Raw genomic sequence first — 18,159 nt, 5'->3', positions numbered from 1 at the left:
GCTATGCACGTGCGGCAAGATCAAGTTGGCGGGCGCGTTTTCCGCGGAAATAGGATTTCACCCACGGTTCCTCGCTCTTCAGCATGTCGTCGATTGTGCCTTCGACCAATACTTTCTTCTTGCCCAGCACCGCCACGTGGTCGCAAGCGGTAAACAGCGTGTCGAGGTCGTGCGTGACCATATAGACGGTCAGGTCCATGGTGTCGCGCAGCTTGACGACGAGTTCGTCGAATTCAGCGGCACTGATCGGATCGAGTCCCGACGTCGGCTCGTCGAGAAAGACGATGTCCGGATCGAGCGCCAAGGCGCGTGCAAGAGCTGCGCGCTTGATCATGCCGCCGGAGAGTTCGGAGGGAAATTTCTGTGCCGCATCCGGCGGCAGCCCGACCAGCTCGATCTTCAGCAGCGCCAGTTCGTCCATCAGCTTCCTTGGCAGGTCGAGATATTCGCGCATCGGCACCTGCACATTCTCCTGCACGGTCAACGCCGAAAACAGCGCGCCATGCTGGAACAGCACGCCAAGACGCATGTCGATGCGCAGGCGCTCGATATCGCTTGCCTTGTCGACGTCGACACCAAACAGCTTGATCGTTCCCGACTGCTTGGGCATCAACCCGAGAATGGTTCGCAACAGGACGGACTTGCCGGCGCCCGAAGCACCGACGAACCCCAGGATCTCGCCGCGCTTGATGTCGAGCGAAAGCTTGTCGAGGATCAGCTTGTCCTCGATGGCAACGGTGACGTCGCGCACCGAAAGGACGATTTCGCTTTCGTCCTCTTCCCCAACCGTGATGCCGTTGCCCTTCGCCATCATTTCAGAACTCGATCGCTGCGTAGAACATGGCGAAAAGGCCATCGAGGATGATGACGACGAAGATCGACTTCACCACCGAGGCGGTCACGTGCTGGCCGAGCGATTCGGCACTGCCGCCGACCTTCATGCCTTCGACCGAGGCGATCGTGCCGATGATCATGGCCATGAACGGCGCCTTGATCAGGCCGGCGAAAATCGTGCTGAGATCGATGGCGACACGCAGCCGGTCGATGAATGCGGCCGGGGGGATATCGGAGTAGAGCCAGGCCGCGACGATGCCGCCGCCGAGTGCCGCGAAATTGGCGATGATCGTCAGACACGGCAATGCGATCACCAGCGCAACCAGACGCGGAAAGACCAGAACGCCAATCGGGTTGAGACCGATGACCTTCAGCGCGTCGACCTCCTCGCGCATCTTCATCGAGCCGATCTCGGCGGTGATCGCGCTGCCGGAGCGGCCAGCGATCATGATTGCCGTCATCAGCACGCCGAGTTCACGCAGGATGAGCACGCCGACGAGGTCGACGACGAAGATGTCGGCGCCGAAATAGCTGAGCTGGTAGGCGCCTTGCTGGGCAACGATGGCGCCGACGATCGCCGACATCAGCACCACCACCGGGATGGCGCCGACGCCCATGCGATCGATCTGGTTGAAGATCGCCGCCGGGTTGACGGCGTGGCCGCGGCCAAGCTTCATCTGCGCGCCGCGGATGGTGGCGCCAAGAATATTCATCGAAGCAAAGAAATCGTCGCGCATCTCGTAGACGCGCCGCCCAACCGCCTCAAGCGCCCGGATGACGATGTTGGGCGGCCGCGCCGGCCCGGATTCGGGCTCGCGCCGGACAGCCTCGCCGACCGCGTCGAGCAGGATGGAAGCGATCTCGCTTTGGCCCTGCAGCCGGACCTCGACGTTCTTCTTCTCGAAGACACTGACGAGGCGATCGATCAGCCAGGCGCCGGCGGTATCGATCTTCTCGATTTTCGAAAGATCCAGCGCCAAAGTCTTGAAACCGCTTCGTTTCTCGATCTTGCGCATGTCGGCGTCGATTGACGCCACCGTTCGTGTCGTCCAGATTCCGGAGAACGCGCAGCCGAGAACGCCACCCTCCTCGCCGACCGCCACGCGCGGTTGGTGGTCAGCCTCCGAGGCGGTCGTGCCGCTTGCGTCGCGATTGCTGATGGTCAACATGGCGTCCTGTTTAGCCTGATGGGTCCGACCTTGTCGATTTGCCGACAACCCTTCTCGCACAGCCGGAGCAGAAAAATATGGCGCGTGTCATTTCGGTCGAGGCGGAGCGCTTTCCGATCGCCGGCACCTTCACCATTTCGCGCGGCTCGAAGACCGAGGCCGAGGTCATCACATGCACGGTCAGCCAGGAGGGTCATAGCGGTCGCGGCGAATGCGTTCCCTACAAGCGCTACGGCGAGACCATGGACGGGGTGCACGCCGCGATAGAGGCGATGCGCGAGCGGATAGCCGGTGGCATCGACCGGACCGCCCTGCTCGGCGCAATGCCGGCGGGAGCGGCCCGCAACGCGGTCGACTGCGCCCTCTGGGACCTTGAAGCTAAGATGGGTGACAACCCGGTTGCGCACGCAATCTGGTCAGCTCCGCCGCGTCCATTGGAAACTGCCTACACGCTATCGCTCGGCGAACCCGAAGCGATGGCGGCACAGGCGCGTGCCAACGCCGGCCGGCCGCTGCTGAAGGTCAAGATCGGCGGCGACAACGACATCGCCCGGATCCAGGCGGTGAGACAGGCGGCACCCGGGAGCCGAATCATCCTTGATGCGAACGAAGGCTGGACCGACGACAACATCGTCGCGAACCTCGCCTTTGCCGCGGAGCAAGGCATTGCGCTCATCGAACAACCCCTGCCCGCCGGGCAGGATGAGATCCTGCGCCATATTGCGCATCCGGTGCCGATCTGCGCCGACGAAAGCGTGCATGAGGCGAAGAACCTGGAAGCGCTTGTCGGCCTCTACGACGCCGTCAACATCAAGCTCGACAAGTCCGGCGGGCTGACGGCGGCGCTCGTGCTGCGTGACCGCGCCCGCGAACTGGGTTTTGGCATCATGGTCGGCTGCATGGTCGGCACATCGCTGGCCATGGCACCGGCGGTCCTGCTCGCCCAGGACGCCGATTTTGTTGACCTCGATGGTCCGCTGCTGCTTGCGCGCGACCGGGTGCCGGGTCTCGTCTATCAGGGTTCGCTCGTCTCACCCCCGGACCGCGCGCTTTGGGGCTGAGCGCGCGGCAAGCCCGATCAGCACGAGGCCAATGATCGCGATCGGGATCATCACCAGGAAACCATCGACGCCGAGACGGTCATAGAGCGGACCGGACGCAAGCGTGACGGCGGCCATGAAGAAGCCGTTGAAGAAATAAGCAATGCCTTGCGCGGCGCCCGTGCGCTCCTCGGAAACGGTCTCGGCGATCATCTTCTGCAGGCCGATCAGCACCATCGCGACAGACACCGAATGCAGTGACTGCACGGCGAAGAAGCCGGCGACGCCAAGGCCGAGCGGCCATACCAGTGGGAAGATGATCCAGCGCACGATCGACCCGATGCCGGCGATCACCATCACCCTGACGACGGATATGGAGGCGAAAATGCGATTGAAAAACAAAAACATGCAGACTTCGGACACCACGCCCCAGGCCCACAGCAGACCGACAACGGAATCGCTGATGCCGATCGATTTCCAGTAGATGGAAACGAAGCCGTAAAGGAAGGCATGGCTGGCGGTGATGATGCCGACGCCAAAGGTGAAGTAGAGGAAATAGGCATTGAACAGGCTCGGCGCCGCGTGCTGGATGTCCGCGGCAGAAAGCGGCGAGGCCTTGCGCGGCCGCCCCATGCGCGGCGCCAGCAGCCCGGCGACGAGTGCCGCGCCAAGGGCAAGGAAAATGATCACCGGAACAGCTTGAGGACCGGTGGCCGCCAGGATGAAGCCGCCCGCGACATTGGCGCAGAGATAGCAGATCGAACCCCATTTGCGCATGCTTGCGTAGTTCGAACCGAAGCGGCGCACGCCCGAAAGCGCCAGCGAATCGGCGATCGGCGAATGCGGCGTCCAGACAATGGTCAGGGCAAGCGACACCGCCAGCACCATGGCGTAGGTCGGCGTCAGGAAATAACCCGCCGAGAGCAGCAGGGACGCTGCCACCAGCGCGACATAGACATCGGCGCGGTCCCGCGCCCGGTCGGCGAGCGTCGTCAGCAGCGGCGTCGTCACCACGCGCAGGAACATGGGCGCCGCCAGGATGACGGCGATCTGCTCGGCGTGAAAGCCCTTGGCCTGCAGCCAGAGCGGGAAATAAGGCAGATGCGTGCCGAGCGATATGAACAGCGTGCCGAAGATCAGGCTCATGCGCAGTTCGAAATGGCGCGGCTTGACGAGCTGTTCTGGCGAAAGCGGCGGCAGGGACATGAATCGATCCAATTACGCCGCACTTGGCCGGCCGGCCAGCAACGCAGATCGATCCCTTAACATGGCGAAAAACCAGGCGAAACCGGCTGGACTAATCAATTGACACCGAAAACCAGCGAGAATTCGGTCAGGCCGCCTGCCCCACCCGATCTTCGATGAGCATCGGGATGAAGGGCTCGTCCGGCGCTTCCGGCAGGATTTGCGCCCAGGTCAGGATTTCCATCCGGCCGTCGAAGTGCTCGACCACGGCCGTGCAGCTTTCCACCCAGTCGCCGGTGTTGATGTAGCGCACATCGTCGAAATTCTCGATCGCGGCATGGTGGATATGGCCGCAGATGACGCCGTCGACATGCGAGCGGCGGGCTTCCTCGGTCAGCACGGTCTGGAACGAGCCGATGAAGTTGACCGCTTTCTTGACCTTGACCTTTGCCCAGGACGAGAACGACCAGTAAGGCAGGCCGAGCAATTGGCGCAACCGCGTCACCACGCGGTTGACGATCATCGCCGCGTCATAGGCATGATCGCCGAGATAGGCGAGCCAGCGCTGATTGTGAACGACGGTGTCGAACTGATCGCCATGGATGACGAGAAGGCGCTTGCCGTCGGCTGTTTCATGGATCGCGCTGTCGGCGACGACAATGCCGCCGAAATGCACGCCCTGGAACTGGCGGGCGAACTCGTCATGGTTGCCGGCGATATAGGTGATGCTGGCGCCCTTGCGCGCCTTGCGCAGCAATTTCTGCACGACGTCGTTGTGGCTTTGCGGCCAGTGCCAGCTCCGCCGCAGCCGCCAGCCATCGACGATATCGCCAACCAGATAGATGATGTCGGCGTCATGGTATCTAAGGAAATCGATCAGGAACTCGGCCTTGGCCGCCTTCGAGCCGAGATGGACGTCGGAAATGAACATGCTGCGGAAAGTGCGGGGCTCTTGGCCTGACATCGCGATTCACCCTTGCTTTCGAGCAGCCTATGCCTCGATTCATGCAACAACCGTATGACGGTTGCGATTGGTCCAGTCTAAGGACTAGCTTGCCGGCCTAATCACAGGAGAAATCGTCATGGATCTCGGTATCCGCGGAAAGAAGGCAATCGTCTGCGCTTCGAGCAAGGGGCTTGGGAAAGGCTGCGCCATGGCGCTGGCCGAGGCCGGTTGCGACATCGTCGTCAATGGGCGCAATGCCGAACTGGTGGCCAAAACCGCTGCCGAGCTGCGCGAGCGCTATGGCGTGACGGTGACGGAAGTCGTCGGCGACGTCTCCAAGCCCGAGGTGCAGAAGGCCCTGCTTGCCGCCTGCCCCGAGCCCGACATTCTCGTCAACAACAATGGCGGCCCGCCGCTGCGCGATTTCCGCGAGCTCGATCGCACGAAAATCCTCGAAGGCGTCACCCAGAACATGGTGACGCCGATCGAACTGGTGCAGGCCGTCCTCGACGGCATGGCAAAGCGCGGTTTCGGCCGCATCGTCAACATCACCTCGCTGTCGGTCTACGTCCCCATTCCCGGTCTCGATCTTTCGTCGGGCGCGCGCGCTGGTCTCACCTCTTTCCTCGCCGGCGTGGCGCGAACGGTGATCGATCGCAACGTCACCATCAACAGTCTCTTGCCCGGCAAGCTCGACACCGACCGGCTGCGCGGGCCTCACGAGGCCGGCACTGTCGAGGATCCCGCCGCGGCCGCCGCGCGCAAGACCCGCAACAGCGCCGACGTGCCAGCCAAGCGGCTCGGCACGCCGGAGGAATTCGGCCAGATCTGCGCCTTCCTGTGCTCGGTCCATGCCGGCTATCTGACCGGACAGAACATCCCGGTCGATGGTGGTCTCTACGTCAGCGCTTTCTGATCAAAAGGTCGGCAGAGCGGCGGGATTAATCCGGCATGAAACAGCCGTAAGCATCTGACATCCAGTGATTTTTGACGCGCCACGGTTTAAAGCCGACGGCGCGTCAATTAGCGTCGCGAAAAACCTTGGCCGCATGCTAAAAGGGCTCTCGAAGCAGGTTTCGAGGGAGCGGCCGCATGGAAGGCGAGAACAAGAAAACGGCACGTTCGGACCTCGACGAAGCCGCCCTCTACTTCCACAAGCACCCGACACCGGGAAAGCTCGAAATCCAGGCAACCAAGCCGCTTGGCAACCAGCGCGATCTGGCGCTCGCCTACTCGCCCGGCGTCGCCGCCCCTTGCCTTGAGATCCGCGACAATCCGGCAACCGCCGCCGACTATACGGCTCGCGCTAACCTGGTCGGCGTCGTCTCCAACGGTTCGGCGGTGCTCGGTCTCGGCAATATCGGCCCGCTGGCCTCCAAACCCGTGATGGAAGGCAAGGCGGTGCTGTTCAAGAAATTCGCCGGCATCGATGTCTTCGACATCGAGATCGATGCCCCCGAGATCGAACGCATGGTGGAGACCGTCGCCGCTCTCGAACCCACTTTCGGCGGCATCAACCTCGAGGACATCAAGGCGCCGGAGTGTTTTGAGGTCGAGGAGCGGCTGAAAGCCCGCATGAGCATACCGGTGTTCCACGACGACCAGCACGGCACCGCCATCATCGTCGCCGCCGCCGTGCTCAACGGTCTGGAATTCGCCGGCAAGACCATTTCGGACATCAAGGTCGTCACCTCAGGCGCGGGTGCGGCCGCCCTAGCCTGCCTCAACCTTCTGGTCTCGCTCGGCGTACGGATCGAAAACATCTGGGTCACCGACCGTTTCGGCGTCGCCTACAAGGGCCGAACCGACGAGATGGACCGTTGGAAAGACCCCTATGTGAAGGACACCGAGGCGCGCACGCTGGCCGATGTCATCCTGGGCGCCGACGTCTTCCTCGGCCTCTCCGCGGCCGGCGTACTGAAGCCGGAACTGCTGCAGCACATGGCGCCGAAGCCGCTGATCCTGGCGCTGGCCAACCCCAATCCCGAGATCATGCCGGAAGTGGCGCGCGCTGCACGACCCGATGCCATGATCTGTACCGGCCGGTCCGATTTTCCCAATCAGGTCAACAACGTCCTGTGCTTCCCCTATATCTTCCGTGGCGCGCTCGATTGCGGTGCCAGCGCCATCAATGAAGAGATGAAGATGGCCGCCGTGCGGGCCATTGCCGCCCTTGCCCGCGAAGAGCCTTCGGACGTCGCCGCACGCGCCTATTCGGGCGAGACGCCGATCTTCGGGCCCGATTTCCTGATCCCCTCGCCCTTCGATCCCAGGCTAATCCTGCGCATCGCGCCGGCCGTCGCCAAAGCGGCCTGCGACACCGGTGTGGCGACACGGCCGATCACCGATTTCACCGCCTATATAGACAAGCTCAACCGTTTCGTCTTCCGCTCCGGCCTGGTGATGAAGCCGGTGTTCTCATCCGCCAAGGCATCGAGCGCCAAGCGTGTCATCTATGCCGATGGCGAGGATGAGCGCGTGCTGCGCGCCGCCCAGGTTGTGCTCGAGGAAGGCATTGCCGAGCCGATCCTGATCGGCCGTCCGCACGTCATCGAGGTCAGGCTGAAACGCTACGGGCTGCGCATCAAGCCGGGCGTCGATTTTGGCCTGATCAACCCGGAGGACGATCCGCGCTACCGGCACTATGTCGACTTGCTGATCGAACTTGCCGGCCGGCGCGGCGTGACGACGGAAGCCGCACGCACCATGGTGCGCACCGACAATACGGTGATCGCGGCGCTGGCCCTGAAGCGCGGCGATGCCGACGCCATGGTCTGCGGCCTCGAAGGACGCTTCGAGCGGCATCTGCGCAACGTCACCCTCATCATTGGCCCTCGCGCGGGCATCAAGGACTATGACCTGTCGACCCTGTCGATGCTGATCTCGCAGCGCGGCATCATCTTCCTCACCGACACGCACGTCTCCGTCGACCCGACGGCCGAGGAGATCGCCGAGATGACCGTACTGGCGGCGGAGGAAATCCAGCGCTTCGGCATCGAGCCGAAGGCGGCACTGTTGTCGCATTCGGATTTCGGCTCGCGCGATTCGCCAAGCGCGCTGAAAATGCGGCAAGCGGCGGCGATCCTGGCGCGCATCGCGCCGGAACTTCAGTGCGACGGCGAAATGCATGCCGATTCAGCCTTGTCGGAACATCTGCGCCAGCGCGTCTATCCGCATTCGCGGCTGAAGGGCGAAGCCAATCTGCTGGTGTTCCCGAACCTCGATTCGGCCAACATCACGCTGACGGCGCTGCGCGCCATGATGGATGCGCTGCATGTCGGGCCGATCCTGCTTGGCACCGACAAGCCGGCGCACATTCTGACGCCCTCGGTCACATCGCGCGGTGTCGTCAACATGACGGCGCTCGCCGTGGTCGAGGCCGCGCACAAAGCGCAGGCTGTCGCCAATCTGGACTAGGCCGAAGCCGGCTTCAGCGGCTCGGCCTGGTCTTTCGGGCACACCCTCCTGTGCTGGCGACAACTCGTTGCAAACCGAGGTGTTGCGCACCAGCAACTTGCGATTGCGGAAATTCGGCGTTGGCCGGAAGCGGATTTCGCCGGGAAAGCCTACCTGATATGGTTGTCCATCTCATTTGACGGCGAGGACGTCGTGAAGGGCCTGTTGCTCGCATCCGCATTGCTGTCGCTGATCGGCGGACACGCGCTGGCCGCGGACGCCATCAGTGCCGAGCCCACAACCGTCCATGATTGGTCCGGCGTCTATGTCGGCGGGCAGATTGGCTACGGTTTTGGAAAAACCGACGCGGTTTTCAGTTCGCCCAACACGCCAACGTTTCAAGCAAGCCAGGACTACGACATCGACGGATTCCTAGGTGGTGTTCAAGTCGGCTATAACTACCAGATCAATTCCCTGGTTCTCGGCGTCGAAGCTGACATTGCGGGCTCGGACATCAAGGGACACTCTGGCGAAATCAATGTCGGCGTCCGCGGCGATACATACGACACCAAGGTGGACTGGTTTGGGACGCTGCGCGCCAGGGCCGGATATGCGTTCGACAGTACCCTGATCTATGGAACCGGTGGCCTGGCTTACGGAAGCGTTGAAAACCGATATCTTGGCGGACCCTTAAATAGCTTTTCAGAAAAGGGCACCAAGACTGGCTGGACTCTTGGCGCAGGGCTGGAACAGGCATTCACCGATCATTGGTCCGCGAATGTCGAATATCTTTATGTCGATCTGCGAGACCAGACCATCGACTACGGTGGCAGCAACACTGAGTTCGACAACAAGTTCAGCACGGTCAAGATCGGCATGAACTACAAGTTCTGACAATCAGCGCGAACGGTTTGCCGTGATCCGTTGCCGCGACTTGACGACTTTCAGCCAAATCGCTGGACGGCATCCGAAACAGACGATTAACCGCGAACGAGGTAGCTTGGCGGCCATAGGCAAGCGGGATTTGAGGCGGATGATAAGCGCAGGGTTGAAGCGGGCGCATGCTGCCATGCTGCTTGGCCTGCTGCTGTCCGGGGCCACCATCTCCGAGCCACAGGCCGCTTCGCGGGTCTGTCGTCAGTTGGAGGCCGATCTTACCGCGGCTTCGCGTGGCGGCGGCGGTGGCTCGGCAATGATCCGGAAATACGACGCCGCGATCGACCGGCAGCGCGAACAGATCTCCAAGGCCCGTGGCCAGGCGGACAGCGCCGGGTGCGGATTCTCGCTGTTTTCCCGCAACGTCAACCAATGCGCCGGGCTCAACGCCACCATCGACCGCATGAACGCCAATCTCGACAGCCTCCAGGCCAAGCGCGCCCAGCTCGCCGGCGGCGGATCGCGTCGCGACCGTGGCCGCATCCTGGCCGCGCTCGACGCCAATGGCTGCCGAGACGCCACGGTTGCGCCGCGCCACGCTCCGCTGCAGGAAGCTGATCGTGGAGAGGACGGCAACGCGAACCTGTTCAACCAGCTTTTCGGCAACGACAGCCAGCAGGGCGACACGCTTGACCAGGCCGACAATCCCGATGGGGAGCGCAATATCAGCAGGGTTTTGAACCAGCCCGGGGTTCCCGATTTCCCGAGCGCCGGCGGCGAGTTCCGCACGATGTGCGTACGTACCTGCGACGGCTACTTCTTCCCGATGTCGAACGCGGCCTCGGTCAGCGATTTCGAGCGCGACCAGAAGAATTGCGAATCGAGCTGCCCCGGCACCGAGATGCAGGTCTTCTATTCGCGCGGCATGGACGACGATTCCGCCGCGATGACATCATCGGTCACCGGCAGGCCCTATAGCGAACTGCCGACCGCCTATCTCTACAAGCAGTCCAACATGCCGCGCCCACCGGCTTGCGGCTGCAATGCGGCGCAGAACTTCCAGATCATTGGCGGCAACCCGCCAAATCCGCAACAGTCGCAGCCCGAAACCGAAGCGGCACCGTTCATTCCGGTCCCGGCCTCCAAGCCCGATCCGGGCGCCGACCCGGAAACCCTGGCCAATATGGAAGGCGGGCTCGACCGCGAAGCCATCAAGCGGCTTTCCGCCAAGCCGGTGACATCGCCCGTGTCCGCCTTGCCGCCGGAACAGCGCAAGGTCAGGGTCGTCGGGCCAACGTTCCTTCCCGACCCATCAGCGGCAATAAATCTGCAAGCTCCGGCCCCGAAGGCAGTCCGGTAAGCGCAAGTCTGAGCGGCATGAACAGCCCCTTGCCCTTGCGCCCGGTCGCTTCCCTGATCTTGCCGGTCCAATCCTTCCAGACTGTCCCGTTCCAGGGCTCTTCCGGCAGGACATCGAAGGCCTGATGTAGAAAATCGCGGTCGTCAGCGGAAAAATCGGACCGTTCCTGCGGACCCTCGCGCAGGATGCGCCACCAGCCCACCGCATCGGCGAGCCGGTCGAGATTGCCGCGCACCGCCAACCAGAAAGGTTCGGCCTGGTCGCCCGAGATGCCGAGCACCATCAGCCTGTCTCGGGCCTCGTCGAAGGGCATGTGGTGCAGCAGCACGCGGTTGAGCACGAACAGCTCGTCCGGATCGAACTTGGCCGATGATTTCGAGGTCGCGGCCGGGTCGAAATGGCCGGCGAGTTCGGCCAGGTCATGCGCGGCCGCGACATTCTCCGAGGTGCCGACCAGCACGGCCAGCGAAGCGACGGCCATTGGCTCGATACCGTCCTCGCGCAGGCTTTCAATGGAGAGAGCCCCGGTGCGCTTCGACAGTCCCTCGCCCGAGACGGTGGTCAAAAGATTGTGGTGACCGAAAACCGGCGGTTCGGCGCCCAGCGCCTTGAACAGGACAATCTGCACGCCGGTATTGGTGACATGGTCGTCACCACGGATGACGTGGCTGATGCCCATCTCGATGTCGTCGACGACGGACGGCAACGTGTAAAGGTAGGTGCCGTCCTCGCGCACCAGCACTGGATCCGAGAGTGAAGCGAGATCGACCGTTTCCTCGCCGCGCACCAGATCGTTCCAGTGGATTTCGGTGCGTTCGGGCTGCTGCGGATCGTCTGAGAAATTGGGCAACAGGAAACGCCAGTGCGGCCGGCGCCCGTCGGCCTGGTATTCGGCCACCTGCTCTCTGGTCAGCGCCAGGGCCTCGCGGCCATAGACCGGCGGCAGGCCGCGCGTGCGGCGCACTTTTCGCCGGAGATCGAGTTCCTCCGGCGTTTCGTAGCAGGCATAGAGAACGCCAGCCGCCTTCAGCCGCTCGACCGCCGCGTCGTAGATCTCGAAGCGCCGCGACTGATATTCGGTGGCGTCCGGGAAAATGCCCAGCCAATGCAGGTCGTAGAGGATGGCGTCGGCGAATTCCTGCTTCGAGCGGGCGATGTCGGTGTCGTCGAAGCGCTGGATGAAGCGGCCCTTGTTGTTCAGGGCAAACAGCCAGTTGAAGAGAGCGGTGCGCGCATTGCCGATATGGATGCGGCCGGTCGGTGACGGGGCGAAACGAACGGTAACTGTCATGGATGGGGCGTACCGGATGCCTTTGTGATTGACAAGATGCGCCCCCGCGCTGTGCCGCAGACATAGAACATGGCGCGCGCAATGAAAAGACCGGGCGGCGCGTGCCACGTTGGAGCGCAGCCGGCGGTCGGAGCCGACGCCGGTCGAGCCGAGGCTGATCAGCGGCCGAAATCGTCGGAACTGAGGCGGGTCCAGCGGTCGCCCATCAAGCCACCGATGAAGATGTCGCCGGAGCGGACCGCTTCCGTGACCTCGGCGATCCGCGAGCGGACCATCGTCCCCCCGGCATAGCGGAGGAGGACATTCTTGTAGCCGAAGAGCTGAGGCATGAACCTGCCTTGTGTCTGCCCGGCGATGCCCACGCAGCCCATATTCCGCGCGTCGGCGATCAGGCCATCCAGAGCAGCGCCCCAGTGAGATCCGGAGGCCTGGATTTGCAACAGGTTCGCGATGCCGCCGGCTTGGCCGTAGAAAGCGTAGCAGCCGAGTATTTTGCCTGTTTCGTCATAGGTCCCGCCGAAATGAAGGGGACCGTCGGCCCGCTTCTCGGCCGCCAGCGCGAGCAGCCGTGGCAGCTCGCCATCCTGCCAGCGCGGCCGAAGCGAGTAATCGGACACCAGCGTCGGCAACCGCTCCGCAAACTGCGCGGCATCCATCGGCTTGCGATGGACCCGGTGTGACGAGGAATGCTGGGCGGGCGGCTCGAACCTTTTTCTCGTAAAAGTGTCGAATGCTCTGGCGCAAGGATCGAGTGCGAAGCGAGGCAGGCCCGGCCATTTACCGCGCGCCACGGCGGCTGCCATCGCGGCCGGCCGGAAAATGCAGGTCCATCCCAGACAATGCACCGGCAGCAGCTGATACTTCATCGGGCGCGCGAAGGCCAGGGACACCCGGTTGGCCGAATCGGTCAGGTGCAGATCGAAAGCGCCTTGATGCACGGCACGCAGCAATTGCGGTCCGGCCGAGCCGTGATCGGTGCCGGGGTCGGCCATGAGCGGTCCGATGATCGCCGCGTTCAATGCCGCCCCGTTGAGCTCGTAGCGGGCCTTCAGGACCCCGAGGAAGCCACCCAGATGGCCCTGCGGGTTGATCTGGACAAGCGCGCTGCTCTCACCGGGCTGGCCGGCAGGCTCAAGATAGATCTTTTTCATATACTCGGCCGTCTCCGCGATCGCGCGATCGAGAAGGTGACGTCGCCGCCGAAACTTCGTCAGGAAGAGTGCGGCGACACGCTCGAGGTCTTCGGCTGCGAGCGGCCGAACCGTGCCGTGCTGCGTCTCCAGCACCGACGGCGCAGCCACGCTTTTCACACCGGCATTTACAGAACCAAGATGCATCGTGAGGCCTACGGAGGTCGTCTGCCGGAGGGCGAAACCCTGCGCTGATCAATCGGATCCCAGGAGACGCGAAGATCTCCCCTGAGTTGCTTTTAGAAAAGCAATATCAATCAATGGTTGAGACAACGTATCTCGATCGGCACCATAAATAAAATGTCTCACGCTCAGGATCCGCAGGGGACCTGGATATCGCTTCTCGTCACGGATTGGCTCGACCAGCATAGGCTGGGTGACGGGGAGCCACCGCCGATGCGTTCGCAACAGGTTCGGCTCCGCCCGCGGTTGCCTGCCTCCGTGCCACTCTCCCGACCGGTTGACGGCGCCTGATAGAGGTGGCCTCCGAACGAAGCCGAAGGCCACCCCAGGTCAGATGGCAAGTCCCTTGGTCAGCTCGAGCGCCTGGCGCTCGAACAGGCGTCGGTAGATGCCGCCCTTCAGCCGGATCAGTTCGTCATGCGAGCCTTCCTCGACGATGTTGCCGCGATCGAAGACCAGCAGCCTGTCGAGGGCCCGCACCGTCGAAAGCCGGTGCGCGATGACCAGCGTGGTGCGGCCGACCATCAGCCGCTCCATCGCCTGCTGGATTAGCACCTCCGATTCCGAATCCAGGCTCGATGTCGCCTCGTCCAGGATCAGGATGCGCGCATCGGCAAGGAAGGCGCGCGCGATCGCCACACGCTGCCGCTCGCCGCCCGACAATTTCACGCCGCGCTCGCCGACCAGCGTGCCGTAACCCTTCGGCAGGTTGACGATGAAGTCGTGCGCGCTCGCCAGCCTGGCGGCATGTTCGATCTCGGCCTGCGTCGCGCTCGGCCTGCTATAGGCGATGTTTTCGGCGAGCGACCGGTGGAACAGGATCGGCTCCTGCTGGACGATGGCGATCTGCCCGCGCAGCGACGCTTGCGCCACCTGCGAGATATCCTGGCCGTCGATCAGGATCTTGCCCGCATTCACGTCATAGAGCCGCTGGATGAGCTTGACGAACGTCGTCTTGCCCGACCCCGAGTGCCCGACGAGTCCGACACGTTCACCCGGTGCGATATCGACCGAAAAGTCGCGATAGAGCGGCGTCCGGTGATTGCCATAGTGAAAGGTGACGTTGTCGAAGCTGATGGCCCCTTGCGTGATCCGGATCGGCCCGGCGCCGGGCCTGTCCTCGATGCCGAGCGGTTCGGACTGGAAATCGACCAGTTCCTCCATGTCGTTGATCGAACGCTGCAAATTGCGGATATGCGTGCCGATATCGCGCAAATAGCCCTGCAGCACGAAGAACGAGGTCAGCACGAAGGCGACGTCGCCGGCGCTCGCCTGCCCCCATGACCACAGCATCAGCGCCAGGCCGATCACCGCGGCCCGCATGGCCAGCAGCAGCACCCCTTGTGTGGTGCCGTTGACCGTGCCGCGCACCCAGGTGCGGCGCGTGCGTCCTCGCCATTTGGCGACGACCCTGGCCAGCCGGCGCTCTTCGCGCTCCTCTGCGCCAAAGCCCTTGACCACTGCGTTGCAGCTCACCGCGTCGGCCAGCGAACCGCCCAGGCGTGTATCCCACGTATTGGCGAGCCTTGCCGCCGGCGCGACATAGCCAAGCGACAGCATTGCGGTCACCATGATGAACAGCACCGAGCCGGCGGCAACGACCGCCCCCATCAACGGCCAGAACCAGCCCAGCAGCAGCGTCGAGCCGACAAGCATGACGACCGACGGCAGCAGCGCGATGAGGATGGTGTCATTGAGCAGGTCGAGCGCCCACATGCCGCGCGTCACCTTGCGCACGGTCGAGCCGGCAAAACTGTTGGCGTGCCAGTCGGTGGAAAACCGCTGGACGCGATGGAAGGCATCGGCGGCGATGTCGGCCATCATCTTGAGCGTCAGTTCGACGATGCCCATGAACGCAAGGTTGCGCAGCACAACGCCGGCCAGCGCCAGCGCCATCAGAATCGAGAACGCCGTCATCGCGGCATTCCAGGCAATGGCGTCCGCACCGGCGCTGCTGGCGACGGCGTCGACCAGCCGGCCGGAATAAAGCGGCGTCAGGACGTCGGCCAGCGTCGACAGCAGGAAACCGCCCATGATGAGCGAAAGCCGCCAAGGCTGGCGCCGCCAGTGGGTGAGCGAGAAACCAAGAACGCTGCGAAACGCGCTCGCGCGCAAATCGATCTTAAGACGAGCCATGATATCATTCGGGCGCAAACGAGCCCGATCCCAGTAAAGTCTAAAATTGAAGAAGCCGCGCAAAGGGCTAATGATTGCCCGGAAGCGGACTGGCATATTTTGGCGTCACGCCCTTGTCAGGGCGGCGACCGGCATCGGCATAAGCCTCTGCCCAATCCGGCCTCGGCGCGAAGAGTAGACCTTCGCGGAGCGCCGGACGGGACCTAGGCTTCGCGGCCTCGCATTACCATGTGAAATACTGCCATTCGGACCTCCCGCAAAGAATCGCGGAACGGTCTTTATAGAGACGGCCCAATGCATCGCCAAGACCAGCTCCTGACCAAAGCGTATCTGATCCAAGCACTGAGATTATTTTGCAACAATGGCGGATGGAAGCTTTCGCCCTGTGCCCGTCACTGGGGCGTGCGATCGAGGCGCATGTATCGGCCGTCCGTCGAGGGTTTGAAACCCAGTTTCTCATAGACGCCATGCGCGTCACTGGTCGACAGGCTCCAGTGCGAGACGGTGCCGAGTTCGGGATGATCGATGAGCCCCCGCACCAGCCGCAAGCCTATGCCCTGCCCGCGATGCCGGGGCCAGACGATGATGTCGGCGAGATAGGCGAACACCGTGCGATCGGTGATCGCCCTGCCGAAGCCGACCTGTTGGCCATCGATGTAAGCGGCGGCGCAGAACGAATTGGCAAAGGCCCGGCGATGAAATTCGTCGTTGCGTCCGGCGCCCCAGTAACTCGTCATCAACAGGTCCGAGGTCGCGCGGAAGTCGATCCGCGCGAGGTCGAAACTGATCTCACAGTCTTGCATGGCCGTGTCCTCGTCTCGCGGCACCGCGCATTTTCGCCCAGTGGACGAACCGCGCCTTATCCACGATCCCTGAAACGGTTGGTGATGGGATAGCGGCGGTCGCGGCCGAAATTCTTCCTGGTGATCTTCACGCCAGGTGCGGCCTGCCGGCGCTTGTATTCGGCGATATAGAGCAGATGCTCGATGCGCGTCACCGTCGCCCGGTCGTGGCCGCGCGCCACGATGTCGTCGACGCCCATCTCGTTTTCGACCAGGCATTCGAGGATGTCGTCCAGCACCGGATAGGGCGGCAGCGAATCCTGGTCGGTCTGGTTTTCCCGCAATTCCGCCGACGGCGCCTTGTCGATGATGTTCTTCGGGATGACCTCGCCAGACGGTCCGAGCGCGCCCGGTGGCACATGGCTGTTGCGCCAGCGCGACAGCGCATAGACCTGCATCTTGTAGAGGTCCTTGATCGGGTTGAAGCCGCCATTCATGTCGCCATAGAGGGTGGCGTAGCCGACCGACATCTCGCTCTTGTTGCCTGTCGTGACCACCATCGAGCCGAACTTGTTGGAGATCGCCATCAGGATGGTGCCGCGCGCGCGGCTCTGCAGGTTTTCCTCGGTGATGCCTTCCTTGGTGCCTTCGAAAAGCTGCGTCAGCGCGTGCATGAAGCCTTCGACGGGCTCGAAGATCGGTACGATGTCATAGCGGCAGCCGAGCGCGCGGGCGCAGTCCTCGGCATCCTTCAACGAATCCTTCGACGTGTAGCGGTAGGGCATCATCACCGCGCGCAGCCGCTCCTCGCCGAGCGCGTCGACGGCAAGGGCAGCGCAGATCGCCGAATCGATGCCGCCCGACAGGCCCAGCACCACATTCTTGAAGCCATTCTTGTTGACGTAGTCGCGCAGGCCCAGCATGCAGGCGCGATAGTCGGCCTCTTCCCGCTCCGGGATCTTCGACATCGGCCCTTCCGAGCAGACCCAGCCGTCCTCTGTGCGTTTCCACGTGGTGACGTCGACGGCGTCCTCGAACTGGCTCATCTGGAAAGCCAATGTCTTGTCGGCACCGATGGCGAAGGAGGCACCGTCAAAGATCAGCTCGTCCTGGCCGCCGAGCTGGTTGGCATAGATCAACGGCAGGCCGCATTCGATGACCTGCTTGATGACGACCTGATGGCGCACGTCGATCTTGGCGCGATAATAGGGCGAGCCGTTCGGCACCAGCAGGATTTCGGCGCCGCTTTCGGCCAGCGTCTCGCACACCGCGACGTCGCCCCAGATGTCCTCGCAGATCGGGATGCCCAGCCGCACGCCGCGGAAATTGACGGGGCCCTGCAGTTCCGGCCCGGCCTGGAAGACGCGCTTTTCGTCGAACTCGCCATAGTTCGGCAGGTCGAGCTTGTAGCGTTCGGCCAGGATCTTGCCGCCATCGGCGACGATGATCGAATTGTGCGTGCCGCTCTTGCGCTTCAGCGGTGTGCCGATGATGACGCCGGGGCCGCCATCCGATGTGTCGGCGGCGAACTCTTGCGCCGCCTTTTCGCAGGCCTTGAGGAAGGCCGGCTTCAGCACCAGATCCTCCGGCGGATAACCGGCGAGGAAAAGCTCGGTATAGAGCACGAGATCGGCGCCCTGGCGCGCGGCATCCGCCCTCGCCTCGCGGGCTTTGGCGAGGTTGCCGGCGACATCGCCGACTGTCGGGTTGAGCTGGGCGATCGCGATGCGCAGTATGTCAGGCTTCTTGGTCATGCCTGCTGACTTAGCGC

At 63.1% G+C, this 18,159-nt stretch carries 14 protein-coding genes; 5 read left to right on the top strand and 9 right to left on the bottom strand.

Going from position 1 to position 18,159, the window contains the following annotated elements:
* Window position 1: 1 nt before the first annotated feature.
* Entirely contained in the window at window positions 2–811 is an 810-nt protein-coding gene (locus MesoLj_RS20975; protein ID WP_202327383.1) for an ABC transporter ATP-binding protein, read from the bottom strand.
* A gap of 4 nt (window positions 812–815) precedes the next feature.
* Window positions 816–2,003, bottom strand: a complete 1,188-nt coding sequence (locus MesoLj_RS20970) for an ABC transporter permease (RefSeq protein WP_202322204.1) — start codon at window positions 2,001–2,003, stop codon at window positions 816–818.
* 77 nt (window positions 2,004–2,080) lie between these two features.
* Here MesoLj_RS20970 and dgcA point away from each other — a divergent pair, with 77 nt between their 5' ends.
* The gene (gene dgcA, locus MesoLj_RS20965) at window positions 2,081–3,064 is read left to right on the top strand and encodes an N-acetyl-D-Glu racemase DgcA (protein WP_202322203.1); all 984 of its coding nucleotides are present in this window, start codon (window positions 2,081–2,083) and stop codon (window positions 3,062–3,064) included.
* On the opposite strand, the gene MesoLj_RS20960 is transcribed toward dgcA, so the two are convergent.
* Window positions 3,035–4,249, bottom strand: a complete 1,215-nt coding sequence (locus MesoLj_RS20960) for an MFS transporter (protein WP_140773345.1) — start codon at window positions 4,247–4,249, stop codon at window positions 3,035–3,037. The genes dgcA and MesoLj_RS20960 overlap by 30 nt on opposite strands.
* A 127-nt stretch (window positions 4,250–4,376) precedes the next feature.
* Window positions 4,377–5,159, bottom strand: coding sequence for a UDP-2,3-diacylglucosamine diphosphatase (locus MesoLj_RS20955; protein WP_202327379.1), 783 nt, complete (start codon window positions 5,157–5,159; stop codon window positions 4,377–4,379).
* 151 nt (window positions 5,160–5,310) lie between these two features.
* Here MesoLj_RS20955 and MesoLj_RS20950 point away from each other — a divergent pair, with 151 nt between their 5' ends.
* The 4 genes from MesoLj_RS20950 (at window position 5,311) to MesoLj_RS20935 (ending at window position 10,806) form a co-directional block, all read left to right on the top strand.
* On the top strand, window positions 5,311–6,090 hold the full coding sequence (locus tag MesoLj_RS20950) for an SDR family oxidoreductase (protein ID WP_202322201.1): 780 nt from the start codon (window positions 5,311–5,313) through the stop codon (window positions 6,088–6,090).
* Between the two features lie 176 nt (window positions 6,091–6,266).
* On the top strand, window positions 6,267–8,591 hold the full coding sequence (locus tag MesoLj_RS20945; RefSeq protein WP_202322199.1) for an NADP-dependent malic enzyme: 2,325 nt from the start codon (window positions 6,267–6,269) through the stop codon (window positions 8,589–8,591).
* A gap of 192 nt (window positions 8,592–8,783) precedes the next feature.
* Complete coding sequence (locus MesoLj_RS20940; protein WP_202322188.1) at window positions 8,784–9,464, top strand: outer membrane protein; 681 nt, start codon at window positions 8,784–8,786, stop codon at window positions 9,462–9,464.
* Between the two features lie 139 nt (window positions 9,465–9,603).
* On the top strand, window positions 9,604–10,806 hold the full coding sequence (locus MesoLj_RS20935; RefSeq protein WP_202322186.1) for a DUF2865 domain-containing protein: 1,203 nt from the start codon (window positions 9,604–9,606) through the stop codon (window positions 10,804–10,806).
* On the opposite strand, the gene gltX is transcribed toward MesoLj_RS20935, so the two are convergent.
* From gltX to MesoLj_RS20910, 5 genes are all read right to left on the bottom strand, one after another.
* Window positions 10,724–12,097 carry a glutamate--tRNA ligase gene (gene gltX, locus MesoLj_RS20930; RefSeq protein ID WP_202322184.1) on the bottom strand — a complete coding sequence of 458 codons (1,374 nt, stop codon included), beginning with the start codon at window positions 12,095–12,097 and terminating at the stop codon, window positions 10,724–10,726. The genes MesoLj_RS20935 and gltX overlap by 83 nt on opposite strands.
* 158 nt (window positions 12,098–12,255) lie before the next feature.
* A complete protein-coding gene (locus tag MesoLj_RS20925; protein ID WP_202322182.1) occupies window positions 12,256–13,434 on the bottom strand; it encodes a hypothetical protein in 1,179 nt (392 codons plus the stop codon).
* A gap of 366 nt (window positions 13,435–13,800) precedes the next feature.
* Window positions 13,801–15,606, bottom strand: a complete 1,806-nt coding sequence (locus MesoLj_RS20920; protein WP_202322180.1) for an ABC transporter ATP-binding protein — start codon at window positions 15,604–15,606, stop codon at window positions 13,801–13,803.
* Between the two features lie 392 nt (window positions 15,607–15,998).
* Window positions 15,999–16,409: a GNAT family N-acetyltransferase gene (locus tag MesoLj_RS20915; protein WP_140773330.1), complete on the bottom strand. Its 411-nt coding sequence runs from the start codon at window positions 16,407–16,409 to the stop codon at window positions 15,999–16,001.
* A gap of 56 nt (window positions 16,410–16,465) precedes the next feature.
* A complete protein-coding gene (locus MesoLj_RS20910; protein ID WP_202322178.1) occupies window positions 16,466–18,142 on the bottom strand; it encodes an NAD+ synthase in 1,677 nt (558 codons plus the stop codon).
* Between the last annotated feature and the right edge of the window lie 17 nt (window positions 18,143–18,159).

Source organism: Mesorhizobium sp. 113-3-9 (genome assembly GCF_016756515.1).
In the GTDB taxonomy this organism is placed as follows: Bacteria; Pseudomonadota; Alphaproteobacteria; order Rhizobiales; family Rhizobiaceae; genus Mesorhizobium.
Note: the sequence above shows the minus strand (reverse complement) of the source record. Positions and strands in the feature narration are given on the sequence as shown.

Excerpts from the sequence above, each read along its gene's own strand:
- MesoLj_RS20975 (WP_202327383.1), bottom strand. The coding sequence starts at position 811 with ATGGCGAAGGGCAACGGCATCACGGTTGGGGAAGAGGACGAAAGCGAA.
- MesoLj_RS20970 (WP_202322204.1), bottom strand. The coding sequence starts at position 2,003 with ATGTTGACCATCAGCAATCGCGACGCAAGCGGCACGACCGCCTCGGAG.
- dgcA (WP_202322203.1), top strand. The coding sequence starts at position 2,081 with ATGGCGCGTGTCATTTCGGTCGAGGCGGAGCGCTTTCCGATCGCCGGC.
- MesoLj_RS20960 (WP_140773345.1), bottom strand. The coding sequence starts at position 4,249 with ATGTCCCTGCCGCCGCTTTCGCCAGAACAGCTCGTCAAGCCGCGCCAT.
- MesoLj_RS20955 (WP_202327379.1), bottom strand. The coding sequence starts at position 5,159 with ATGTTCATTTCCGACGTCCATCTCGGCTCGAAGGCGGCCAAGGCCGAG.
- MesoLj_RS20950 (WP_202322201.1), top strand. The coding sequence starts at position 5,311 with ATGGATCTCGGTATCCGCGGAAAGAAGGCAATCGTCTGCGCTTCGAGC.
- MesoLj_RS20945 (WP_202322199.1), top strand. The coding sequence starts at position 6,267 with ATGGAAGGCGAGAACAAGAAAACGGCACGTTCGGACCTCGACGAAGCC.
- MesoLj_RS20935 (WP_202322186.1), top strand. The coding sequence starts at position 9,604 with ATGATAAGCGCAGGGTTGAAGCGGGCGCATGCTGCCATGCTGCTTGGC.
- gltX (WP_202322184.1), bottom strand. The coding sequence starts at position 12,097 with ATGACAGTTACCGTTCGTTTCGCCCCGTCACCGACCGGCCGCATCCAT.
- MesoLj_RS20925 (WP_202322182.1), bottom strand. The coding sequence starts at position 13,434 with ATGCATCTTGGTTCTGTAAATGCCGGTGTGAAAAGCGTGGCTGCGCCG.
- MesoLj_RS20920 (WP_202322180.1), bottom strand. The coding sequence starts at position 15,606 with ATGGCTCGTCTTAAGATCGATTTGCGCGCGAGCGCGTTTCGCAGCGTT.
- MesoLj_RS20915 (WP_140773330.1), bottom strand. The coding sequence starts at position 16,409 with ATGCAAGACTGTGAGATCAGTTTCGACCTCGCGCGGATCGACTTCCGC.
- MesoLj_RS20910 (WP_202322178.1), bottom strand. The coding sequence starts at position 18,142 with ATGACCAAGAAGCCTGACATACTGCGCATCGCGATCGCCCAGCTCAAC.